The 21,389-nt window shown below is 37.6% G+C and carries 29 protein-coding genes; 18 read left to right on the top strand and 11 right to left on the bottom strand.

Annotated elements, in window-relative coordinates:
* Positions 1-42 precede the first annotated feature (42 nt).
* The gene (locus tag LKL37_RS22310) at positions 43-618 is read right to left on the bottom strand and encodes a helix-turn-helix domain-containing protein (protein ID WP_431612380.1); all 576 of its coding nucleotides are present in this window, start codon (positions 616-618) and stop codon (positions 43-45) included.
* A 180-nt stretch (positions 619-798) separates the two neighbouring features.
* On the opposite strand from LKL37_RS22310, the gene LKL37_RS22305 reads away from it, so the two are divergent.
* Positions 799-1,677 carry a CPBP family glutamic-type intramembrane protease gene (locus LKL37_RS22305; protein ID WP_431612381.1) on the top strand — a complete coding sequence of 293 codons (879 nt, stop codon included), beginning with the start codon at positions 799-801 and terminating at the stop codon, positions 1,675-1,677.
* Between the two features lie 82 nt (positions 1,678-1,759).
* On the opposite strand, the gene LKL37_RS22300 is transcribed toward LKL37_RS22305, so the two are convergent.
* Positions 1,760-3,202 carry a hypothetical protein gene (locus LKL37_RS22300; RefSeq protein WP_431612382.1) on the bottom strand — a complete coding sequence of 481 codons (1,443 nt, stop codon included), beginning with the start codon at positions 3,200-3,202 and terminating at the stop codon, positions 1,760-1,762.
* A gap of 424 nt (positions 3,203-3,626) precedes the next feature.
* Here LKL37_RS22300 and LKL37_RS22295 point away from each other — a divergent pair, with 424 nt between their 5' ends.
* From LKL37_RS22295 to LKL37_RS22245, 11 genes are all read left to right on the top strand, one after another.
* A complete protein-coding gene (locus LKL37_RS22295) occupies positions 3,627-3,842 on the top strand; it encodes a RebB family R body protein (RefSeq protein WP_047433885.1) in 216 nt (71 codons plus the stop codon).
* Between the two features lie 17 nt (positions 3,843-3,859).
* A complete protein-coding gene (locus tag LKL37_RS22290; RefSeq protein ID WP_431612383.1) occupies positions 3,860-4,375 on the top strand; it encodes a hypothetical protein in 516 nt (171 codons plus the stop codon).
* A 38-nt stretch (positions 4,376-4,413) separates the two neighbouring features.
* The gene (locus tag LKL37_RS22285; protein WP_431612384.1) at positions 4,414-4,602 is read left to right on the top strand and encodes a hypothetical protein; all 189 of its coding nucleotides are present in this window, start codon (positions 4,414-4,416) and stop codon (positions 4,600-4,602) included.
* Positions 4,599-5,429: a hypothetical protein gene (locus LKL37_RS22280; RefSeq protein ID WP_105703707.1), complete on the top strand. Its 831-nt coding sequence runs from the start codon at positions 4,599-4,601 to the stop codon at positions 5,427-5,429. The genes LKL37_RS22285 and LKL37_RS22280 overlap by 4 nt, the downstream gene beginning before the upstream one ends.
* Positions 5,430-5,458: 29 nt before the next feature.
* Complete coding sequence (locus LKL37_RS22275) at positions 5,459-5,842, top strand: hypothetical protein (protein ID WP_431612385.1); 384 nt, start codon at positions 5,459-5,461, stop codon at positions 5,840-5,842.
* Positions 5,843-5,864: 22 nt separating this feature from the next.
* Complete coding sequence (locus LKL37_RS22270) at positions 5,865-6,092, top strand: hypothetical protein (RefSeq protein ID WP_426479392.1); 228 nt, start codon at positions 5,865-5,867, stop codon at positions 6,090-6,092.
* A 461-nt stretch (positions 6,093-6,553) separates the two neighbouring features.
* Positions 6,554-6,811 carry a RebB family R body protein gene (locus LKL37_RS22265; protein ID WP_047378383.1) on the top strand — a complete coding sequence of 86 codons (258 nt, stop codon included), beginning with the start codon at positions 6,554-6,556 and terminating at the stop codon, positions 6,809-6,811.
* An 80-nt stretch (positions 6,812-6,891) separates the two neighbouring features.
* On the top strand, positions 6,892-7,149 hold the full coding sequence (locus LKL37_RS22260; RefSeq protein WP_164976728.1) for a RebB family R body protein: 258 nt from the start codon (positions 6,892-6,894) through the stop codon (positions 7,147-7,149).
* A gap of 80 nt (positions 7,150-7,229) precedes the next feature.
* The gene (locus LKL37_RS22255) at positions 7,230-7,487 is read left to right on the top strand and encodes a RebB family R body protein (protein WP_047378385.1); all 258 of its coding nucleotides are present in this window, start codon (positions 7,230-7,232) and stop codon (positions 7,485-7,487) included.
* 85 nt (positions 7,488-7,572) lie between these two features.
* Complete coding sequence (locus LKL37_RS22250; protein WP_105703711.1) at positions 7,573-7,830, top strand: RebB family R body protein; 258 nt, start codon at positions 7,573-7,575, stop codon at positions 7,828-7,830.
* Between the two features lie 82 nt (positions 7,831-7,912).
* Complete coding sequence (locus LKL37_RS22245) at positions 7,913-8,176, top strand: RebB family R body protein (protein ID WP_047378387.1); 264 nt, start codon at positions 7,913-7,915, stop codon at positions 8,174-8,176.
* A gap of 67 nt (positions 8,177-8,243) precedes the next feature.
* Here the strand turns inward: LKL37_RS22245 and LKL37_RS22240 are convergent, their stop codons facing one another.
* From LKL37_RS22240 to LKL37_RS22225, 4 genes are read right to left on the bottom strand one after another with little or no spacing between them, the layout of a single operon-like run.
* Positions 8,244-8,924, bottom strand: coding sequence for a response regulator transcription factor (locus LKL37_RS22240; protein WP_431612386.1), 681 nt, complete (start codon positions 8,922-8,924; stop codon positions 8,244-8,246).
* 8 nt (positions 8,925-8,932) lie between these two features.
* Positions 8,933-9,682: a sensor histidine kinase gene (locus LKL37_RS22235; protein WP_431612387.1), complete on the bottom strand. Its 750-nt coding sequence runs from the start codon at positions 9,680-9,682 to the stop codon at positions 8,933-8,935.
* Entirely contained in the window at positions 9,652-10,296 is a 645-nt protein-coding gene (locus LKL37_RS22230; RefSeq protein ID WP_431612388.1) for a hypothetical protein, read from the bottom strand. The genes LKL37_RS22235 and LKL37_RS22230 overlap by 31 nt, the downstream gene beginning before the upstream one ends.
* Positions 10,283-10,996, bottom strand: coding sequence for a hypothetical protein (locus LKL37_RS22225; protein ID WP_431612389.1), 714 nt, complete (start codon positions 10,994-10,996; stop codon positions 10,283-10,285). The genes LKL37_RS22230 and LKL37_RS22225 overlap by 14 nt, the downstream gene beginning before the upstream one ends.
* A 205-nt stretch (positions 10,997-11,201) precedes the next feature.
* On the opposite strand from LKL37_RS22225, the gene LKL37_RS22220 reads away from it, so the two are divergent.
* The 3 genes from LKL37_RS22220 (at position 11,202) to LKL37_RS22210 (ending at position 13,689) form a co-directional block, all read left to right on the top strand.
* A complete protein-coding gene (locus tag LKL37_RS22220) occupies positions 11,202-11,837 on the top strand; it encodes a LysE family translocator (RefSeq protein ID WP_431612390.1) in 636 nt (211 codons plus the stop codon).
* Positions 11,838-12,013: 176 nt separating this feature from the next.
* Positions 12,014-12,877, top strand: a complete 864-nt coding sequence (locus tag LKL37_RS22215) for a helix-turn-helix domain-containing protein (protein ID WP_431612391.1) — start codon at positions 12,014-12,016, stop codon at positions 12,875-12,877.
* Positions 12,878-12,966: 89 nt separating this feature from the next.
* A complete protein-coding gene (locus tag LKL37_RS22210) occupies positions 12,967-13,689 on the top strand; it encodes a siderophore-interacting protein (RefSeq protein WP_431612392.1) in 723 nt (240 codons plus the stop codon).
* A gap of 112 nt (positions 13,690-13,801) precedes the next feature.
* Here LKL37_RS22210 and LKL37_RS22205 read toward each other — a convergent pair whose 3' ends face one another.
* The 4 genes from LKL37_RS22205 to LKL37_RS22190 all read right to left on the bottom strand — a co-directional run bounded on the left by LKL37_RS22205 (position 13,802) and on the right by LKL37_RS22190 (position 18,322).
* Positions 13,802-14,380: an NAD(P)H-dependent oxidoreductase gene (locus tag LKL37_RS22205; protein WP_431612393.1), complete on the bottom strand. Its 579-nt coding sequence runs from the start codon at positions 14,378-14,380 to the stop codon at positions 13,802-13,804.
* Complete coding sequence (locus tag LKL37_RS22200) at positions 14,377-15,399, bottom strand: saccharopine dehydrogenase (protein WP_431612394.1); 1,023 nt, start codon at positions 15,397-15,399, stop codon at positions 14,377-14,379. The genes LKL37_RS22205 and LKL37_RS22200 overlap by 4 nt, the downstream gene beginning before the upstream one ends.
* Positions 15,400-15,452: 53 nt before the next feature.
* Positions 15,453-16,019 carry a Crp/Fnr family transcriptional regulator gene (locus tag LKL37_RS22195; protein WP_431612395.1) on the bottom strand — a complete coding sequence of 189 codons (567 nt, stop codon included), beginning with the start codon at positions 16,017-16,019 and terminating at the stop codon, positions 15,453-15,455.
* 533 nt (positions 16,020-16,552) lie between these two features.
* Positions 16,553-18,322, bottom strand: a complete 1,770-nt coding sequence (locus LKL37_RS22190) for an aminopeptidase P family N-terminal domain-containing protein (RefSeq protein WP_431612396.1) — start codon at positions 18,320-18,322, stop codon at positions 16,553-16,555.
* 215 nt (positions 18,323-18,537) lie between these two features.
* Here LKL37_RS22190 and LKL37_RS22185 point away from each other — a divergent pair, with 215 nt between their 5' ends.
* The 3 genes from LKL37_RS22185 to LKL37_RS22175 are packed head-to-tail and all read left to right on the top strand — an operon-like array spanning position 18,538 to position 20,280.
* The gene (locus tag LKL37_RS22185) at positions 18,538-18,975 is read left to right on the top strand and encodes a DUF6526 family protein (protein WP_431612397.1); all 438 of its coding nucleotides are present in this window, start codon (positions 18,538-18,540) and stop codon (positions 18,973-18,975) included.
* A 22-nt stretch (positions 18,976-18,997) separates the two neighbouring features.
* Positions 18,998-19,165: a phosphatidate cytidylyltransferase gene (locus LKL37_RS22180; protein WP_105703723.1), complete on the top strand. Its 168-nt coding sequence runs from the start codon at positions 18,998-19,000 to the stop codon at positions 19,163-19,165.
* 8 nt (positions 19,166-19,173) lie between these two features.
* Complete coding sequence (locus LKL37_RS22175) at positions 19,174-20,280, top strand: DNA topoisomerase IB (RefSeq protein ID WP_431612398.1); 1,107 nt, start codon at positions 19,174-19,176, stop codon at positions 20,278-20,280.
* A gap of 123 nt (positions 20,281-20,403) precedes the next feature.
* Here the strand turns inward: LKL37_RS22175 and LKL37_RS22170 are convergent, their stop codons facing one another.
* Positions 20,404-21,294: a helix-turn-helix domain-containing protein gene (locus LKL37_RS22170; protein ID WP_431612399.1), complete on the bottom strand. Its 891-nt coding sequence runs from the start codon at positions 21,292-21,294 to the stop codon at positions 20,404-20,406.
* Between the last annotated feature and the right edge of the window lie 95 nt (positions 21,295-21,389).

The raw sequence follows: 21,389 nt of genomic DNA, 5'->3' as shown, positions 1-21,389 counted from the left end.
AAAAATGAACCCGACAAAAACCCGACAAAGCTGTGACAGGTTTTATATCATACTGAATTTCAGCCTGAAATACAACTTTTTATTACGGTCTATTTCAGAGGCATTTCGAAGGATGATAAAGATATTGGAGAGGACAATAATGATCATAAGGATCAGGGTAAACTGTTTTCCAAGCTTTAAAAAGATCCCGAGCATGAATATAACAGGTGCCATCACCGTCCACATGATCTGAACTGAAATAATTTGTTTTACGAGACTATTTCGCTGTTTCATCGTAAACATCAACAACAATGGAACGAGAATATTCAATGGAGGTAAAAGGGTAAATAATAATGATGAAAGATTAATGATTTTAATATAAGAATAATTGACCGGAATTGGAATTGGTTCTTCTACTCTTGTTTCCACCTCATCTGCTTCTGGAATTTCCTGAGGGGTGTCCTGCAACAATGCAGATTCTTCTATTTCCAAAGCCTGCGCAAGAGTTCTGAGGGTATATCCTTTAGGTTCTGTTCCAGCTTCTATCCTTTGAATGGTTCTTACAGAAATCTTTGATTTTTCTGATAATTCTTCCTGAGTCAGATTTTTTTGTTCTCTTATGGCTTTTAGCTTGGACATGTTGTAGGATTCGAAAAGTATGTTTTGCTTGGGCTAATTTACATTTTTCCATCATTAAAAAACAAAAGAGCACTTTTTAAAATTCAGGATGAGATCAAAATAATTCTTTGTATAAAAAATAAGTGTATTTTTAATATTCTATTTTTCAACAGTTTATAAACTTCAACACCAGATCAGTTTATGGAAAATACCATCTCTAAATCCGAAATCAGGAAGAATATTGCCACTTACCTGAGTCTTACCTTACTTTTTTGCCTTCCGGTTTATTATATGTGCATTGTTACCGGGAAGCTCGGTGGCGGCATTATATCATATGCCACGATTGTCATGTGGTGTCCCGCTATTGCTGCTCTTCTTACCTGCCGTATTCGGAAAATTCCTATTTATTCCCTCGGCTGGAAATGGGGACTTACGAAATACCAGATCATGGCTTACTGTATTCCTATTCTTTACAGTTTGGTTCCTTATCTCATCATTTGGATCAGTGGAGCCGGTGGTTTCTATAATCATGAGTTTGTAGCAGAAGCAGGCAAAGGAATGGGATGGAATCTTCCTGATGGTCTAACCATTATTCTGTATATTATTCTGATGAGCAGTTTTGGGATGGTACGCTCAGTAGGATCTGCATTGGGTGAGGAAATAGGCTGGCGCGGTCTTCTTACTCCGCAATTGGCTAAAATCAATTCTTACACGGGCACTTCTCTGTGGATGGGCGTCATATGGTCTATCTATCATTATCCTCTTTTACTTTTTTCCAATTACAATACCGGAGGTCCCAAATGGCTGGCTCTTCTATGCTTTACGATGATGATATTTGCATCTTGTTTCATCTTTACATGGCTAAGGTTAAAATCCGGGAGTTTATGGACAGGGGCCATCTTACATGCCAGTCATAATCTATTTATCCAGTCTATTTTCACACCGCTTACTGTAGATACGGGGAATACGAATTATTATATTGATGAGTTTGGGATCGCTTTACCTATCGCGACAGCTGTTGTTGCTTATTTCTTCTGGAGAAAAAGAAAAGAACTGCCGGAAGATGAAAGTAAGGTTTAAAACTTTTTATATTTGAATGAAACAAAAACAGCATTCTGAATCATGTCAGAATGCTGTTTTTTTGGAGTATCATATGTTTATTTTAACCTGTTTTTTCAGAGCTCTCCAATAGTCTTTCATAACTTTTATTTCGTTGCCCGATAATCCGTTGATATCCTGTTTCTCTTTCTACCCAGTCTGAAGGTTGTAAATAGCTGAGAATAGTATCCATATCACGTTCGCTAAATCCTTCTGAAAAACTTTCTTTGCCTTTTCTCGGGATGGGAGTCGGAGAAATTTGATCTTTACGGGAAGGAGCCATTTCGGGACCTGCAAATATTTTCTTTCTGACCTCACCCTCATCCTCTATTGCTTTTATCTCTTTTTCAATTTTTTTTACATCCAGATTCCCTGAACTCTCATAACTCTCTTTCAATCTTTTAATGCTGTCCTGGGTTTCTCTGTTTATTTCCTGAATCCGATACTGAATAAACTTACCGGATCTTGTAGGTGGTTCTGCCAATATAAGCCTTTCATATCCAGTTGCTCTCCCCCCTAGCGCTGTTTCACCACTTCCCGTTTCAAACCATGTGGTCATTCTGCCTCCACTTTCACTTCCTTTTTCTTCCATATACCGAACCTTATATCCCAGCATAGCCATCACTTCCAGATTACCGCTTCTGAAGCCAAGGTGTTTTACATTCTTAAAGTGTGTATCAAAATACTCGTAGAGCTTAAACTGTCCCATACGGGTGTTTCCTCCCCATGCTTTCAGTGCGGGAGAGTTTCCTTTCCAGAATTCTGTAATATTGAATACTTTTTTGGATTGATAGTGTACATTAATCTCATTGGCTGTTTCATCATATTTCTTTGCTCTTTCTTTCACATATCCTTTATCTCCGGTAATGATGACGGCATCATACATATCCGCCACTCTGTGTACAATCTGTTTGATTCCCCAATAACTGGTATCATGTTCTATATGAATATCTCCGCCTTTTCCGCTGAAACGGGACCATAAAATCAGTAGATTATTTCCACTTGTGGGTATGCCTTGTTCTTCCAGCCATATTTTTATCGCATCATTCTGGCTTCCATTGATTTCCCATGCAACTTTTAATTGATTCCTCATTTCCTCAGAAAAATTTTTGGCGATGTATTGGGTTCCCTCTCCTACAGGCTTGTAGTATTTATTTTCAAATGCTCTTTTTGATAAATCATTTTTATATTGCTCTCTTATGATATTGAATGCTTCCATTTTCAGCTGACTTGCCAACCCGGGAGCTCTCACTTCATTCACATTATGAGTATGTATCCTGTATTCTTCTATTCCTGAGCTTCTGTAGAACTCTCTAATTGATTTACTGTTGTCATATGGATCTCTCACATTTTCATGTTCATCCATCGTTGTAGATATTAATACATGATATTGTTGATTGTTGATCAATGTTGCAGCAATAGCAAACATGTCTCCTGTGGCGTACCCAGGCTGCACTATTATAAAGGGAATTACCTCCTCCGAATTTGTGTTGTTCTGATTATTCATATTATGATTTTAAAGGTTAGAATAGGTTATCAGACAAATTTCAAGGTAAAGCAGTGGCTGGTATGGAGGGGATTTACCCATTTTCAGAAACTAGGGGTTTACCCGTATTCACTGATAAGATATTGGTGTATTCATGTATTTGATTCAATAAGCTTATGAATTATTTTCTGACTTTTATTATTCTAAAACAGAACTCATGCTTTCAAAATTTCACTCATGAGAGAATTCCCTTATTTTTTAAAATTCAGTTTTTTCCCTTAATAAAGATTTATTCCGTTTGATGAAATTTGTATCAGACAAAAGAGATCAACAATCTCACAGTGAAGACTTAATCAAAAAATAATAGTAAGGTTGAGTTGAAAGAAAAGTCTTTGAAAAAAGAGGCTTGAAAATAAAAATAATAGTAACCCATTAAAACCAGAATATGGCAGATACAGTAAACACCCAGACTACAGATGCAGTAACGCAGACCAATGTTACCGTACTTGGTGAGTCTCCCGCACAGGCTATGAGTATGCTTTACCAGATGGCCACGCATGCCAGTGGAATTTCCATTCAGAATTCTGTGACAAACCAGCAGAACTTGAACCAGCTCAACCCTGCGATTGTTGCAGATGCCATTAAAATTTTAAAAGGATAATCTAAAACCTTCCCATCATGAGTGAAAACAACAGTGAAACCCAACAATCCCAGGCAGCCAATGCTACCACTCCGGCGGAGAAAGCTGTAGTATTTGTGAACAGTGAGGTATTGGCTCCGCCTAAGGCTTCTCCAATGACCGGAGTAACGAAAGTAATGATAGAACAGTCTACAGGAATGATGGTTCAGGATTTACAGTCTTTTTTAAAAGGATTCGAGCAGGTAGGTCTTATTGCATTAAGCAGATTAGCCAATAATTTATTGACGTATGGAACCACTTTCGGACCCGCTCCGGGAAGTAAAGAAACCTCTGTTCAGATGGCCGAGAACCTTCAGGGTCAGGATGCAGGAAAAGGAAATGAAATGATGAAAGACTTATTCAAAATGGTAAGTGAATATGCTGAAGTAAAGGCGAAGATTTCCAATACTATTTATAATGTCAACACGCTTCCTGTCTCAGAAGCACCTCCTTCTCCCCCATCTTATACGGAAGTAATTCCTGAGACTGAAGATCCTGAAAAAAAAAACGAGTAGATCCGGTTCCGGAAGAAGTCTCATCAGAAAACGAAGGTATGAGAAAGAGCTTTATCACGGCTGATCATGGGGGAAAATTAGTATTAAAGTCAGTAAAACTGGCACAGCCACTCGTAAAACCAGAGATTAAAGAAGCAGTAATCCCTTCAGAAGAATCTGAAGTATATCCAAAGAGAAAAACAATAATCGCCCAACTCATTGAAAAAATTAAAATAAATAAGAGATGAATTATTCCTCAGTAACCAAACCCGCCAAAATTTTAAATCTGGAAAGTTTAAATGATTTAAATGAACGACTTTATCTGATCAAAAACAGTGAAATCAATTATCTGGACACCAAAAGTGCAGAACCTAAAAAGACGGAACACAATTCGGAACGTTTTGTATTTAATCTTCAGACCTCTGATATTAATATTCAGCCGTCGATAAGACTGGTGAACTGCCTCAACAGAGGAGGTAAAAGATACAATCACTTCCAGTCTTTTGTAGTGGAACCTAAAGATAAATCCACAGGAATTGCCGTGATCATGGTCAAGCTGGATGATCCAAAAGTTTTTTACTGTAATGTAAGAATCCTGCCTCTTACCACTCTGAACGAAATTGCCGTCCCGGATTATGATTCAAAGCTTCTTACAATCAATCTTGAAAAATCGAAATGGACGCTGAAGACAGATATTACGATTACTCCGTCAGACACCGGGGAAGCCCAATATTCTGTACATGATGTGGATGTAAGTGCTATTTCAGAACTGGTCACTCAGGATGAAGTCGTCGCATTAAAAAGAGAACTGGAGTTTCAGGCCTCAAAGCTGATTGCCCATTATTTTCAGGAAATCCTGAGTATTGTCGTGAATGAAACTCCACCATCCGGCACCAAGTCGCTTATTATTCCGGATGATTATATCCTTACTCTTCCTCCGCATCAGTTAAAAGAAATGTTGTCTGCCAGTGCGATTTCAGCATGTATCGCTTTGGAGATTACGGGATATAATGTGGTTAAAGATCTCAACCGGGACTGGAAATCTGCGTCTGCATTTATCAATTATCTGCTGTAATCGTTGTATAATATTCTAAAACAAGATGTATGCGCAGAAGAATCCGCAAGAAAGCTCCCGTTCCTAAAACTCCGGTACCCGTAACGGAACCAGAAATGGTAGAAAAAGAAATCATGCCTTTTGTGTTAAGACATGAAGATGAAATCGTGAACTATATCAAAGAAAAAGCTGTTAAAGAGACGATGAAGTCGCTTGCTCCTCTCCTTGAAAAACTGGAAGAAGCCGTAAAGCAGCAGGAATCTGCCCAGATTCAGGTTGCTGCACCAGCTCCTCCTGATACTCCTGTAATGAACTATGAAGAACAGCTGAAAAAGCTTCAGGAAGCCTCATCAGCAAAGGTAAAAGAGAAGGAGCTCAAGATCATGGACCGAATGAATAAGCTGAATGCCAGGTTCGGCAATATCCGACCTTAGAACCATAAAAACAAAAATTAATATGAACGAAATTGATGTAATCATTACAGGAATGTCTACGGCTGTACCTCAGGCTATTTCCACACAGGTAAGTGCCCATTCTACCGGACAAATGCAGATCAATTCTGCACTGAATCAACAACGGAATACGATGACCGGCATCAGCAACTATGTCATGGGCTTAAAAAAGATGAGTCCAAAAAATATAAAGCTCAGGCAACTCGAGACATTTAAAAAAGAACGTTTTTAACCCAAGTCTCTAAAAACTACGGATGCGGTTTTAGTTCTCTGCAAAGATGAAATCCGGAGCCCTCAACATATACAATCAGGTCAACATTTATTTTGCACCGCTTTTCAGATGCTGCCAATGTACAAAAGCAATTATTCAGAATCCATATTTAGCCCAAAGGAATCCGACATTGCCAGCATACCTGCAGGAATTTATTTTTAAGACAGATATTAAAAATAGAAACCGCATCCTTTTACAAAAAAAAATATGCTTTAAACTCGCGCAGATTTTACAGATAGGGTTTCAACCATTGTATTCAGAGCCACCCTTCAAGTCTAATTTATTCATAACCTGTCAATACCAATGTCTTTGAAATTTTTTCATCTGGAGGATCTGTGGTGAGTTTAAAAAATACAACATAAAACTAGTTTACCTTAAATAATTATTAACCGAGATCAAATCTCAAAAAAACAATTACAATTATGCCAGTTAATGAACAAATCACAGATGCAGTAACGCAATCTAACGTGAAAGTAGTAGGAGAATCTCCTGCAATGGCTCTAGCCAACGTGTACCAGTCTGCTGCACATTCTACAGGAATTATGTTTGAAAATGCAGTGAATGCACAAAACCAACAGAACATTTTAGGTCAGGCAGCTACCACTCAGGGTATTCTGCAGATCTACAGCCTGGATACGGTAGCAGATGCGGTTTCTATCGCTAAGATTCTTAAGCCGTAATTTTTTAATTTCTTTGAGAAAAAGTCATTTCTCCGCCGGAAAATCCGGTCGTTTTTTAACCTTAATAAACAATAATCATTATGCCAGTTAACGAACAAATCACAGATGCAGTAACGCAGTCGAATGTAAAGGTAGTAGCAGAATCTCCAGCAATGGCGATAGCTAACGTTTACCAATCTGCTGCACATTCTACGGGAATCATGTTTGAAAATGCGATGAACAATCAAAATCAGCACAACATCGTGACACAAGCAGCAACCACGCAGGGTATCACTCAAATTTACAGTAAAGATACCATTGCTGATGCCATCTCAATTGCTAAAATTCTTAAACCTTAATCCATTTTGCATAACGCAGAATATAACCAATTTTAGAGCCGGAACCCCGGTTATTTTAACCCCAATAAACAATAATCATTATGCCAGTAAACGAAAAAATCACAGACGCAGTAACACAATCCAACGTAAAAGTAGTAGCAGAATCGCCTGCAATGGCTTTAGCTAACGTGTATCAATCTGCTGCACATTCTACAGGAATCATGTTTGAAAATGCAGTGAATACACAAAACCAACAGAATATTGTCTCTCAGGCAGCTACTACACAGGGTATCACTCAGATCTACAGTCTGGATACCATTGCTGATGCTGTTTCTATGGCGAAAATCCTTAATCCGTAATTCATTTTTGCGAACAGCTTAAATTCCTTATCCAAACAACCGGAAAATCCGGTTGTTTTTTAAACCTAAATAAACAATAATCATTATGCCAGTAAACGAACAAATCACAGACGCGGTAACACAGTCGAACGTAAAAGTAGTTGCAGAATCTCCTGCAATGGCTATAGCCAACGTATATCAGACAGCAGCCCATTCTACAGGAATCATGTTTGAAAACGCAGTGAGCGCACAAAACCAACAGAACGTTGTCACTCAGGCAGCTACTACACAGGGTATCGCACAGATCTACAGTCTGGATACCATTGCAGATGCTGTTTCTATGGCTAAAATCCTTAATCCATAATCCATTTGCGGACCTCTTTAAAACTATTATCCAAACCGCCGGAAAATCCGGTTAACCTTTAACCCAATAAACAATAATCATTATGCCAGTAAACGAACAAATCACAGACGCAGTAACGCAATCGAACGTAAAAGTAGTAGCAGAATCTCCTGCAATGGCTTTAAGTAACGTATATCAATCTGCTGCACATTCTACAGGAATCATGTTTGAAAATGCAGTGAATGCACAAAACCAGCAAAACATTCTGGGTCAGGCAGCAACTACTCAGGGTATTCTGCAGATCTATAGCCTGGACACTGTAGCAGATGCAGTTTCTATTGCTAAAGTATTGAATCCTAAATTATAGTGTGTTTTTAAATTTCTTGTTATCAGGGAGTACAGTCATGTGCTCCCTGATTCTTTTTGGATAGAAACTATTTATCAAATAATACAATTTCGTTGGGATCTATCACCTTGTTTTGTACGGCGTAAATAACAAGCCCGGCCATATTTTTCACCCCGGTTTTAATCATAAGATTGGTCTTATGGGTTTCTACTGTTTTAGGTGAGATAAAAAGAGAATCTGCAATTTCCTTAGTACTCAGCTGCTGGCACACCAGTCTTAAAACATCTATTTCTCTCTCGGTGAGCTCATTTCTTGAAAAAGCATGAAATTCCGGAAGTTTATTGGAAAGCTGGGTTCTCATGACATCAATCTGATCATTGGAAAAATAATGTCCGGTATGGTGAACGGTTTTGATGACCGCCAGAAGTTCCTCCAGTTCAATTTCTTTGGACAAAAAAGCATGGGCTCCCATTTTCAGCATTTGCCCCATGAATGAACGGCGGTAGAAGCTGGAAAGAACAATAATTTTCGTTTCTGTTTCTTTTTTACCGAGTTCGGCCATTACTTCAAGGCCGTCACCATCCGTCATTCTCAGATCCAGAATCAGAACATCTAAAGCCACGGAATCCTGCTCCGTGAGAAACTGATGTCCGCCTGTAGTAGTAAGGACAACCTGATAGTCGCCACTATTTTCGATATAATTTTTCAAAAGCTGCACAAACAGCAGATCATCATCTACAATTCCGATTTTAATTTTTGAGTGTTCCATGTTTATTTTTATTGTATTGCCATACAGGCAATGAATTTGGTGCCTTTTTCAGGCTGGGTTTTAAGTTTATAAATTGCTTTAATTTTTTGTGCTCTTGACTGAATATTCCTCAGACCAATACCTCCGGAATGAGTTTCTACGATAAAACCCCGCCCGTTATCTTCTATCGTCAGCATCAGATAGTTCAGGGATATCCTTAGGGATACATCCACTCTCGTAGCTTCAGCATGTTTCAGAATATTGGTGATCAGTTCCTGTACAATTCTGAAGAGATTTAGTTTCACAGGGCTGCTGATGGGTATTTGTATAGTGATATGCCGGAAAATTACCTCTACATTTTTATTAACCTGTTCAAGATAATCTGCAATTAAATCTGCCAGTTCAATCTCATCAAGATCAGGTGGTGTAAGATTATGGGATAATTCCCGTATCAGCTGCATCGATTTTTTTAAATCACGATTAAGCTCTTCGGGATTTTTATCATTAAGATTCAGACGGATGAGATTCAGCTGTGAGATGATATTATCATGAAGTTCTTCTGCCAGGCGTTCCCTATCCTGTTCCTGTAAAAGCAGCATATTCTCCCAATGTTCATTTTTTGAATTCCGGACCAGCCGGGAGACTTTCTGTTTGTTTTTTCTGATGTTTTTTAAATAACTAATAACCAATAACGTAATGAATAAAGTTGTTAAAGAAAATAGCCCAATACCGATCCATATCCATACAACTATCTGATCCTGATTTTCCCAACGCCACATCCCAGATTAATAAAAGAAATATAAAAAGACAAGAGCAGGATGCCTCTGAAAAGCCAGATAGGGGCTACCCAATTCAGGTGGTTGCTGATTAAAAAATTAAAGGTAGTGGATATGAGACATTCAATAGAAAAAAACAGGAAAACAATGATGTTCACAATAAACATATCTCTATCTGCCCTGCCTTCCCTAATGATTTTCATAAAATAGGAAGCCGCATAACTACAAATAATAATGCTGGTAATAATATTGGAATAAAAGGTAACCTGCATATCATTTTGTACATACAGCACGTTCGTAATCAGGGTTAATATTGCATAGCAATAGATCATCCATTTTACCTCACGGGAAAGCTGGATATAGTAATTGCTATAGATCACCGTAAGAATCATCAAACCAAAAAACTGGCTCAATGTATAATTGTAGATATTGAATGTATTTAATTTCATCAGCCGTCCGGCCAAATCAGACAACTCCAGCATGAATTCTCCTGAAAGAAGCACAACCACAGGAAGTTTTGATTTTATCCCTTCTTTTACCAATATAATCAGCCCTGTACATAAAACGAGATTAATAATAATCTGCAGATACAGGGATAAACTGTTATACGAAAACACTGGTGCTTTGCTTCAGAAGTTGATAATCATTAAGAGTATCAATAATGGTAAAAGGAGGTCTTGGGGTAGAATAATTTTCTGCGGTCTCACTCATATGATTAATGGCAAGGCTTTTCACCGTAATAATTTCAATATGATAAGGGAAATCCGGATCTTTTTTTTCCAGATCATCTGTAAGTCCGAAGAAACTGGTACAAGTCTGCGCTCCTGTAATCTCCATATTTTTATAATCTGAAAACGGTATGGAAATCAACTGAAAGATATCTTCTGTTTTCTGAGACTGCAGCCATGAAGTCCCAAACATATTCCATCTGAAATTGCGGTTAATGGCAGATTCTGCAGTAATGGGAGGAACATCTATCACAATATCATTGCTGCTTTCTATTTTTGATTCACTAAAATCACGTAAAAAATCTTTGATAAGGATGGTATTGAAGTTGGCATCTTTATCACTTTTAGAATCAATCAGGAAAAATTTCAGCTGCCCTTCATGAATACCTACATAAGCATGAATCATTTTGGGTTCTGCGGTTTCAAGATTTTTTTTCCATTGTTCAATTTCTTCACCTGAAACGCTGAAGTGAGTTCCCTGATTCAAATAATTCAAAATTTCTGCTCCATTCCTGTCAATTCCGTTTTTGTAAGAATCAATAAGATTTTTCCATTTTCTGATAGCTTCAAAGATGTTTTCAGTAGTCATGATAATATTTATTTGTGAATGATAATTATTTTATGTGTTGAAATTTACAAAAAAAACAGACTGGTATTTATTTTTAAATCACATTCAGGTGGAAAATAAAATTTAATTGAATAAAAATGAATTTTTCTTCTGTTTCTGATAAAATTAAACCAGAAACACCCCGTATCTTTGCACCGGAAACCTTCTCATTTAAATAAGTACTGTCATGATTCCATTCCACGAGCTTATATTTTTCATTCTGGCTGCACTCATTTTAGTCATCAGCCCTGGCCCCAATATGATTTATCTGATTTCAAAATCCATTACACAGGGGAAAAAGTCTGGATTTATCTCATTAGCCGGAGTCGTATGCGGATTTTTATTCCATATCATCATGGTTTCCTTTGGTCTTACAGCCGTCTTACTGGCTGTTCCACTCGCCTATACTGTTCTTAAAACATTGGGAACTGTTTATCTCTTATATCTGGCGTATCAGGCTATAAAACCGAAAAGCAGAAATATTTTTGACGTTGACAAAAATGCGGCTCACGACAGTCCCAAAAAGCTTTTCACCATTGGTTTTTTAACAAATGTATTGAATCCGAAAGTAGCAGTCTTCTACTTGTCTTTCTTTCCTCAGTTCATCAAACCTGAGTACGGTTCCGTATTCACCCAAAGCCTGGAACTTGGGGTCATTCAGGTTCTGATCAGCTTCAGCATCAACTTTATCATTGTATTAACAGCTGCAAGAGTTGCCTTATTCTTTTCTAATAATCCGGTCTGGATAAAAGTTCAGAAATGGTTTATGGCCAGCGTGTTAACCTATTTAGCAATAAAAATGGCATTTTCAAAAGCAAAATAAAATCCGGAACAGGTTTCTTTCTGTTCCGAATTCCGGTGTATATTCATATAAAATCTGACTTGAAGAAAGCATCATGGTTATGCACCGCGAATTTGAGATTAATATTCCGGATGTAAAACCGTGAAAATACGTAATTTTACCGTTGCGTATTATCCTCATCACAACAGGCTTAAAAGATGAAACAGACAATTCCCACGTATGATTTAAATGGTATTACCCATCATCAGTTCCATATCAAAAGAATGGATAAGCGGACTGAAGGTGCAGAGGATATCCTTTTGGACAAAGGAATACACCGGGACAGTCATTATATTTTCACCTGTATGGAAAGCGGTCATGTAAGAATGATGGTCGATTTTAAAACAATTGAAGCCAAAGATTCCACTATTTTCTGTGTATTGCCGGGGCAGGTACATCAGGGACTTTTAATGAAAGAGGTGTGCGGATGGTTTGTTGCTGTGAAAGCAGAACTTGTTCCTGATTCGGTACGTTCTTTTTTTGATGAATCTTTGGGTGAGATACAGCCACTTCCGATGGATAAAAGCCTTGTCAAAAAACTCAATACAACAGCAAGTATCCTTCACGCTTCCTATACTAACGAAATGCTTTCCACTAAAGAAGGATTTCTGGTTGTACAGTCACTGCTTAATGCCTTCCTCGGAATGTTTGCCCTGACGTATTCTCAGAAAAACATTTCTCCACCTTCGGGTGAAAGCCGTGCTCTACAACTGTCAAGAGCATTCAGAATCTTGGTTCGAAAAGATTTTAAAACCATGAAAAGTCCATCTGAATATGCAGAAGTTTTAAATATCACCAGAGGATATCTGACTGAAGCCGTTCGTGAAATAACTGGAAAGCCTGCACAGCATTGGATTCATCAGGAAATTTTAATTGAAGCCAAAAGATTACTGGTTTTTACCAATTTGAGTGTAAAAGAAGTGGCTTATGAACTGGGATACAGTGACCACACCTATTTCAGTCGTTTATTTTCAAAACTGGAAGATCAATCTCCCTCGGAATTCAGGAATCAACACCAATAGACACCCAACCACGAATAGTCCAATTAATTCCCCGAAACCGCTATCGGTATTTTCTGATTTTGCAACGTCCTTTGCAATAAAAATGATTTATGCCAAGCCTGCCAAAATGGATCAATGACACTGTAGAAAATGTTTGGTCCTCAAAATTTAAAGAATGTACCGTTAGCCATATAGAAAAAATCACAGATGATCTTTGCCGCATACGTTTCGAAACGGATTTACAGGATGTTCAGTATGAACCTGCCTACGCCATAGGAATAAGAATCAATGACCGGGATTTCAGGAATTATTCTCCTTTCAATTTCAACAGGGATGCCGGAACTTTTGATGTTTTATTTCATCTTCATGACGCGTCTGCTGCCGGAAGTCATTTTGTAACTCAACTGACTAAGGGAGATTCCATCAAACTTTTAATGCCCAGAGGAAAACAATTCTTTACTCCTGATGCCAGAATTCATTTTTCTGTGGGAGATGAAACTTCTTTAGGAAGTTCTATTTCGATTAAAGAAGCAGTAGAGGAATCCGGCTCCTCATTCATCTGTCTTCATGAATTAGAGGAATGTTCTGCGTTAGAAAAGCTGAATTTATATGGTTACTACAGCCCTAAAAACAATACCATGAGAATGATTGAAGCTTTGAATGATTTTCTGAAAGAAGAAAAAGAGACCATCTCTGATGATGAAGTGGTTTTTTATCTTACCGGAAACGGGGAACGGATGTCATTGATCAGAAAATTCCTTAAAGCCAGAGGGGTTTCGCCAAAGCGTATAAAATCACAAGCGTATTGGATTGAGGGTAAAAAAGGACTGTAAAAATGGAGAAAAAAAAGTTTTTCCCTTGAATAATGAAACTTTATCAGGTAATAGAAACCCATTATTACCGGATAAAGTTATCATTATTCTGTATCCTAAAATGCCATACAGATTATTTCAGTTTCTTTCCTAATTCCCTTACTTTTCTCAGCCATTGAGTCCGCTGTTCATCCTTAGAATTCCGGATAATACCTATGTAAGTAACCTTAACGGGCTTTACACCACAATATTCCAATATGGATTTTCTAAGCTGATTCACACTGGGCCTGCCAAAAAAAAGACGGTAATACCATCCCGGCTGATCTAAAGTCGTAATGATATGGGCTGTTTTCCCTTTTAAAAGTTTATCCCACCATACAGAATTTTCACGGTATTTATAAGCCATTCCGGGTAAAAAAAGCCGGTCTATGAATCCTTTCATCAGGGCTGGAAACCCTCCCCACCAAACAGGATGCACCCACACCAAATGATCTGCCCACTGAATAATTTCCCAAGCTTTCATCAAATCCGGCCCAAGTTCCATTCTTTTCTGGTATCCAAACTGTAAGTTGGGATTGAAATTTAAATCCCTTATCACAATTTCTTTTACTTCTGTTCCTGCTTCCACTGCACCCAGTCTGTAAGCTTCTACTATCCCAAAATTGAAGGAATCTTTATTGGGATGTCCGTTGATAATGGCTATTTTTTTCATTGTGTGATATTGATGTTTATGGAATCATAAGCATTAAGCTGCGCCATTAATGATAAAGGCTCATGCAGCTGATGACTGAAATACACCTGATTTTCGTGAGGAGTTCTCAGGAGTTCTTCGGTGTGCAGAACGGCAGATAAAGCGGTGAGTTCTGCCTGTCCTTTTAAACTCTGCAGACTCAGTTTCTTTTGCCCGGACTGATCATCAACTACTATTTCAAAGACAGCCTGATCACCGTTTCCACTGGATCCAAAAATCATTTTTCTTTCTTTTAAAGATAAAATATTGTAGATTCTCAGATATTGAAATGATCCGAGCAGCCAGGTAATGAATTTTGAATTGTAGGTCATTTTCACACTCACATCAGAAATTCTTTCTACTTTGTTGAGAATATACAGATCGGGCACATCAAAATTATAAGCACTTCTCTTCCCGATTCCATAAGAAAAATTAAAGGTTTCGGTATCCAGGAAATGCCTGATAGAAACAGGTTTGTCATTCTTATAATGCACAAAAGGAACCGCCACGTTTTCTGCCATAAAATGGGCAGAGCTCTCTCCTGCCTGATCTTTCACAGAATAATAGACAAAGAGTTTTGCTTCATTAATATCCCCTGAATCAGACAAGGTATTAACTAAGCCGGGGACGATTCCGCCCATCCAACCTGAACTGAAGACAATTCTGCTGTTTACTTCTAATTTTCCGGCAATATCATAGGCTTTAACCAAAGCGGGGGTAGGTTTTGTAATATCCAGATAATCTATCTGATGATCAATAGCAAAGCGAAGTACATGGTCTTCTTTATCATTCACAGAAAGAATGATAAGATGTATTTTTTTGTCTGAGATAATTTTAAAAGAAGAAGGATCTGTAACATCAATCTTCAGGTCTTTATCCGTTTTCCCTCCTTTTCTTCCTCCGATAAAAACAGTAAGATGAGGATTTCTTGATTTCAGGATGCGGGAAATTGTTTTTCCAACTAATCCGTTTCCTCCAATAATTAAAATATTTTGCTCCATAACTTTTTTTGACAAAAGTAGAGCCCTCTTATTTCAATGAGCAGGACAAATGTCTAAAAAGAAATTTCCTTTCTGATACGGCTTAAGTGACGTTGTGTGATTCCCAGATAAGATGATAAATACTGCAGTGGAATTTTCTGAATATAATCCGGATAATTTTTAATAAGTGCAGCATATCGTTGAGTGGCTGTGTCCCTTTGAAGCTGAAAAAACCTATTTTCAAGTTCAAGATATTCCTGTTCTGCAATGATTTTTAAAAATTGAGTCCAGTTCAAAGCATCCTGAACAAGAATATCCATTTTTTCTTTTTTGAGGATCAGCAGTTCTACATCGGTGATCGCCTGAATGCTTTCTTTACTGAGACATCCTGAAATAAATGATGAATAAGCAGCAATCATAGTGTTCGGAAACTTAAAACAATAGGTCATATCTTTCCCATCATCCGAGGTATAGAAAGACCGGAAAATCCCGGAGTTGATAAACGCTACTTCTCTGCAGCGTTCACCTTCCTGTACGAAATAGTCGTTTTTATTCAGCTTTCGGATTTCAAAAAGCTGTAGAAAATCTTCAATTTCATCTTCTGAAAACAGATTAAAGCTTCGAAAATAGTCACGTTCCATGATATCAAATAAGTTTCAGCGAAAATAAATAAAATACTTCTTTGTAAACACAGAGTTTTCATTTTTATAGAATTCTAACTTGGTTTTTGTCATTCTGACGAAGGAAGAATCTCATAAATAACCAGAATTATAAGATTCTTCACTACATTATGAACTACGTTCGCAGACTTTTAGTCTGTGTTCAGAATGACACTTTTGGGGCAACCACTTTTTAAGTAGGAGCATATTGATAAATTTCAATTGAAAACAAAAAAAATCATCTCAGGACGAGATGATCTACCGTTTTGAATTTACTTGAGTTATTTATGAAGATATGAATGATGTTTTGTTGTAACAAAGATAGGTCAACCCTGTTTTTTATGCATCAGTGGAATCCCTAGAATTATATCCGTAAAAATACGGTTGTATAAAAAGAAAAGCCCTGAAGGAAATTACCTTACAGGACTTTGGTTTATCTAACAATATTCAGTTTACTATTTAAAGTTCAAGGTTTAAAGTTATGATTATCATTTACTTTTACCTTTGAATTTTTATTAAAGAGGGCTTACCAATTGCAGGAACCATTCTTTAACTTCTCCGTCCAAATGAGGAGCAAGTTTTTCTTCACAGGTTTTGTGGTAACCGTTCAGCCATGCGATTTCGCTTTCTGAAAGGATTTCTTTTACCACAGTATCTTTAAAGAACGGGCAGAATGTCAATGTTTCAAATTCATAGAATGTTCCATGAATTGTTTTTTCTGATTCTTTTACAGCAATCAGGTTTTCATGACGAATTCCATAATGCCCTTCAAGATAGTATCCAGGTTCGTTGGAACATACCATTCCCGGAAGAAGTTCCTGAGGGTTCAGATCTTTCCTGATGTTTTGCGGCCCTTCATGTACATTCATGAAACTTCCTACACCATGTCCTGTTCCGTGATTGAAATCTTTACCTTCCATCCATAGCGGAAGTCTTGCAATAGCGTCAAGGTGTACACCTTTTGTTCCTTTCGGGAATTTCACCATTGATAAACGGATCAATCCCTGTAATACCAATGTTGAGTTTCTTTTAAACTCTTCCGAAGGTGTTCCTAGAGCAAAAGTTCTTGTAATATCTGTAGTTCCTTCAAGGTACTGACCTCCTGAATCTACCAGGATTGTTTCCTCATTGGTCACTTCTTTGCTTCCTTCTTTTTTGGCAGAATAGTGCATAATAGCACCGTTATCTTTATATCCTACGATGGATCCGAAACTTTCCCCCACAAAATTTTCACCCTCTGCACGGAATCCTTTCAGTTTTTGTCCGATAGAATATTCATTCATGGCTTCTTTTCCTGCATTGTGCGTTAACCAATAAAGGAATTTTACCATCGCAACTCCGTCTCTTACCATTACGGTTCTGAAACCTTCCAGCTCAGCTCCATTTTTCTGGGCTTTCATCAGGTTACCCGGCACCGGAGCTTTGATAAACTCGTTGTCTGCTTTTAAGGTTTCAAAAATCTGTTGGTTGCTGTTTGGAGAAACGAGTACTTTTTCGTTTTTGAAGGTCTTCAGGTAGTTGTAGAATTCTTCGTAAGGCATCATTTTTACAAAGGAATCATCCATTTGTTTTCTTGCTCCTACTTCCATTTTTTCTAATCCCGTGAATAGGACAGCATCATTTTTAGTAATTACAATATATCCTAAAAATACAGGATTACTTTCTACATCACTTCCTCTCAGGTTCAGTGTCCATGCCACATCATCCAGACTTGATATAATGTGTACGGTAGCTTCCTGCTCTTCCATTTTCTGACGGATCGCAGCAATTTTATCAGATACAGATTTACCTGCTCTTTCTACAGGGTGTACGAAAATAGGATTAGCAGATGGAGTTCCTCTGTCTTTCCAGACTTCTTTTAAAAGCGGAACATCTGCCAGCGTAATATTTTTTGAATTAAATTTTTGAGAAAGCAGTTCCCAATTGGCATTAGATGCGGCAACAGCATTCACTGCCACTTTACCGCCTGAAGGAATTTCTGAAATAATCCAGTCGATATAATTAGGAGTTCCTTCCATTCCATCCTTGAAAAGGTCGATTCCGGAACCATCCAGTTCGATAGCAGCTTGTGTAAAGTATCTTCCGTCTGTCCAAAGTCCGGCTTTGCCTTTGGTTACTACCACAAAACCGGCAGAACCTAAGAAACCTGACAGCCAGGCTCTCTCCTGCCATTCTTCAGGAAGGTATTCGCTCATATGCGGGTCTGCAGAATATACTATAAATGCATCAACATTATTTTTCTGCATTTCTTCACGAAGCGCAGCCACTTTTTCCTTTGAAGTCATTCTTTTTATTTTTAACCACCGAAAGTTACAAAAAATTTGATGTCTGAAGCCTAAATTTACCTGCAATTTTGCTCAATATTCCGTTATTTTTAAAGGAACCTTAAAAAATCAAACCTTTAAACATATTTCACAAAACAAACCATTTTATAGTATAAAAAACTACCACATTATCAAAATAATAAATTTTTGGAAAGATTATTGCTACATTTTACTTCATGAAACAGCAAAACTACAATAACCACAGAAAATTTTATCCGCCACATCATTTTGTCTATCTTCCTTTGCTCATCATCTTGGAGATTTTAGGAGTTTATAAAATCTGGGGTGACCCGGAAAATCAGTTGGCCTGGATCCTGTTTTCTATTGTTATTTTCTTGCTTTTTTATCTGGCATTTATGACAAGGCAGCATTATGCTCTGGGACTTCAAAACCGGATGGTTGTCCTGGAATTTAAACAGCGTTATTTCGAGATTTTCAATAAAAGATCTGATGAAGTTGCTGAAAAACTGAAATTCGATCAGATTGCTGCATTGAGATTTACCTATGATGATGAGTTCAAAGAGCTTTTATACAGAGCACTTCATGAAAACATCTCAGGAGATGAAATTAAAAGGTCTATCAAAAAATGGAGAGCTGACCGTCTCAGAATCTAACACACCAACAAAATACATACCTATGAAAAAGTGGACCTTTTACAGTATTGCAATATTCAGTTTATTGACACTAACAAGTTGTGAAGCAGTAGAAACGATTTTTAAAGCAGGGATGTGGTGGGGAATTATCTTAGTCTGTGTAATAGTAGGGATTCTTTTACTGATATTTTCGAAGGGTAAAAACTCTTAACCATGCTTATGGAGAAGAATACAGATTTGGAAATCATTTCTCACCTTAAGCCTTCAAAAATTGTTAAAATAATGAAGGATCCGGAAGCTTCTGCAAAGGCGGTACATCTCGTATATACCACCGATGCAGAAACCAACGGAATTACCCGTAAAAAAACAGGAAAGAACTATTCCTATTATAAAGACGGTGAAAAAATAAAAGATAAGGAAGAAATTACAAGAATCAACAGCCTGGTACTTCCGCCTGCCTGGGAAAATGTATGGATCTGTGCTCTTGACAACGGGCATCTTCAGGCTACGGGTTTTGATGTAAAACAAAGAAAGCAGTATCGTTATCACCCTCTCTGGACTGCTTTAAGAAATCACACAAAATTTTACAGAATGCTTCAGTTCGGGTACGCGTTACCGGAAATGCGGCTGCATATAGAACAGGATCTTGCATTAAGAAATTTCGAGAAGCGAAAAATTCTGGCCTTAATTGTAAGCCTCATGCAAAGAACCAACATCCGTATTGGTAATTCTATTTACGAAAAACTGTACGGTTCTTTTGGCTTAACGACTTTGAAGGATAAACATGTAAAAGTAAAAGGACAAAAAATAACGTTCTCTTTTAAAGGTAAAAAAGGGGTTATGCATCATGTTGATCTTAGAAGCCAAAGGCTGGCCAGGCTGGTTCAGAAATGTAAGGATATTCCGGGAAAAGAGCTTTTTCAGTATCTTGATGATGAAGGCAACCGACATTCTATAGATTCGGGGATGGTAAATGATTATATTAAAGAAATAAGCGGTGAAGATTTTACGGCCAAGGATTTCAGAACATGGTCCGGAACTGTGGGTGCCCTGATTGCTTTTAAAGAAATCGGGTATGCCGAAAATGATACTCAGAGTAAAAAGAAAATAAAAGAGGCTCTTGACATCGTTGCCGAAAACCTGGGAAATACTACGGCTGTATGTAGAAAGTATTACGTTCATCCTTTAGTTATTAATCTTTATGAAAACAATACCATCAAAAAATACCTTGACGAACTGGAAGTCATAGAAGAAAATGACGGAAAAGCTGATCTTACAAAAGAAGAAAAGCTGGTGCTGAATATTCTGGAAAATGAGAGGATGTAAGAGAATGGAAGCTGGGAGATGGAAGTTCTGAAACTCTTAAAAACAACTTCTGAACTTTCAACTCATTTTGTTTAACCTGTTTCAAGACCTCCAGCATCTGACATCCCGCCTCCAGCCTTATTACTACACAGATATTCTACTATTATTCAAAAACTGCGTTCTGTATTCCTTTGGGGTAATTCCTGCAATTTTTTTGAAAAGCTGGGTAAAATGGGAGGCCGTATGAAAATTCAGTTCGTAAGCAATCTCTGCAATATCTTTACTGGAATGAAGTAATGCTTTGCTGTAATTGATATCAATTTCATTGATCCACTGTTTTGGCGACTTCTGAGTTACACCTTTTACACATTTATTCAGATAGCTTTCTGTTACGGACAGTTTATCCGCATAAAAAGCCACCCTTTTTTCCACCACATGGTATTTAAACAAAAGATCCCGAAACTGAAGAGACAGTTCCATAGGCCGTGTCGCAGACTTGTGATGGGCATCCGAGTCTGTGCTCAGCATTTTGATTAAAATAAGATGAAGCATCGTAACTACTATATCATTGATATTCAAATTATTCAACCACAATTCCTGCTCCATTATCGGGAGAAGCTGTGTAATGGTTCCGTAGGTCAGGCTGTCAAGATTCAGGAATGGAGTCATGAAAAAGATACTGCTTTTATGTTTTGGCAGTTCTTGTTCAGACAGGATATTATTCTCATAAGCGAGGAAGAAGCCTTCAATATCATCTGATAACTCAACGGTTGCAGTGATTGTGCCTTGTTTTATAAAGATTACGCCTCCTTTTTCAGCATGATATTCTTTATTTTCAAGATACTGTCTGATATGGCCGTTGGTAACGAAAATAATAAAATTGAACGTTGTACGATATGGAATCACCGGCATCAGAATGCCTTTAAGATAATTTTCTATCCGATACAGCTGTATATCAGCATTGTTGGCTAATGTCTTATCCGTAATATTCGGAAGAAAAAGCTTTTTATATTGAAAATTGGATAGTACTTCCATATCCTTGTTATGATTATTTAAAGTTATACAAAATATTTTTAAAGCAAAAAGTAAGGAAGGAAAAAGGTGAAAGACTAGTCACGAAACCAGAATCT

The organism is Chryseobacterium sp. 'Rf worker isolate 10' (assembly GCF_050753305.1).
Taxonomy (GTDB): domain Bacteria; phylum Bacteroidota; class Bacteroidia; order Flavobacteriales; family Weeksellaceae; genus Chryseobacterium.
The sequence above is the reverse complement of the archived record's forward strand: the minus strand, read 5'-3'. Positions and strand labels throughout refer to the sequence as shown.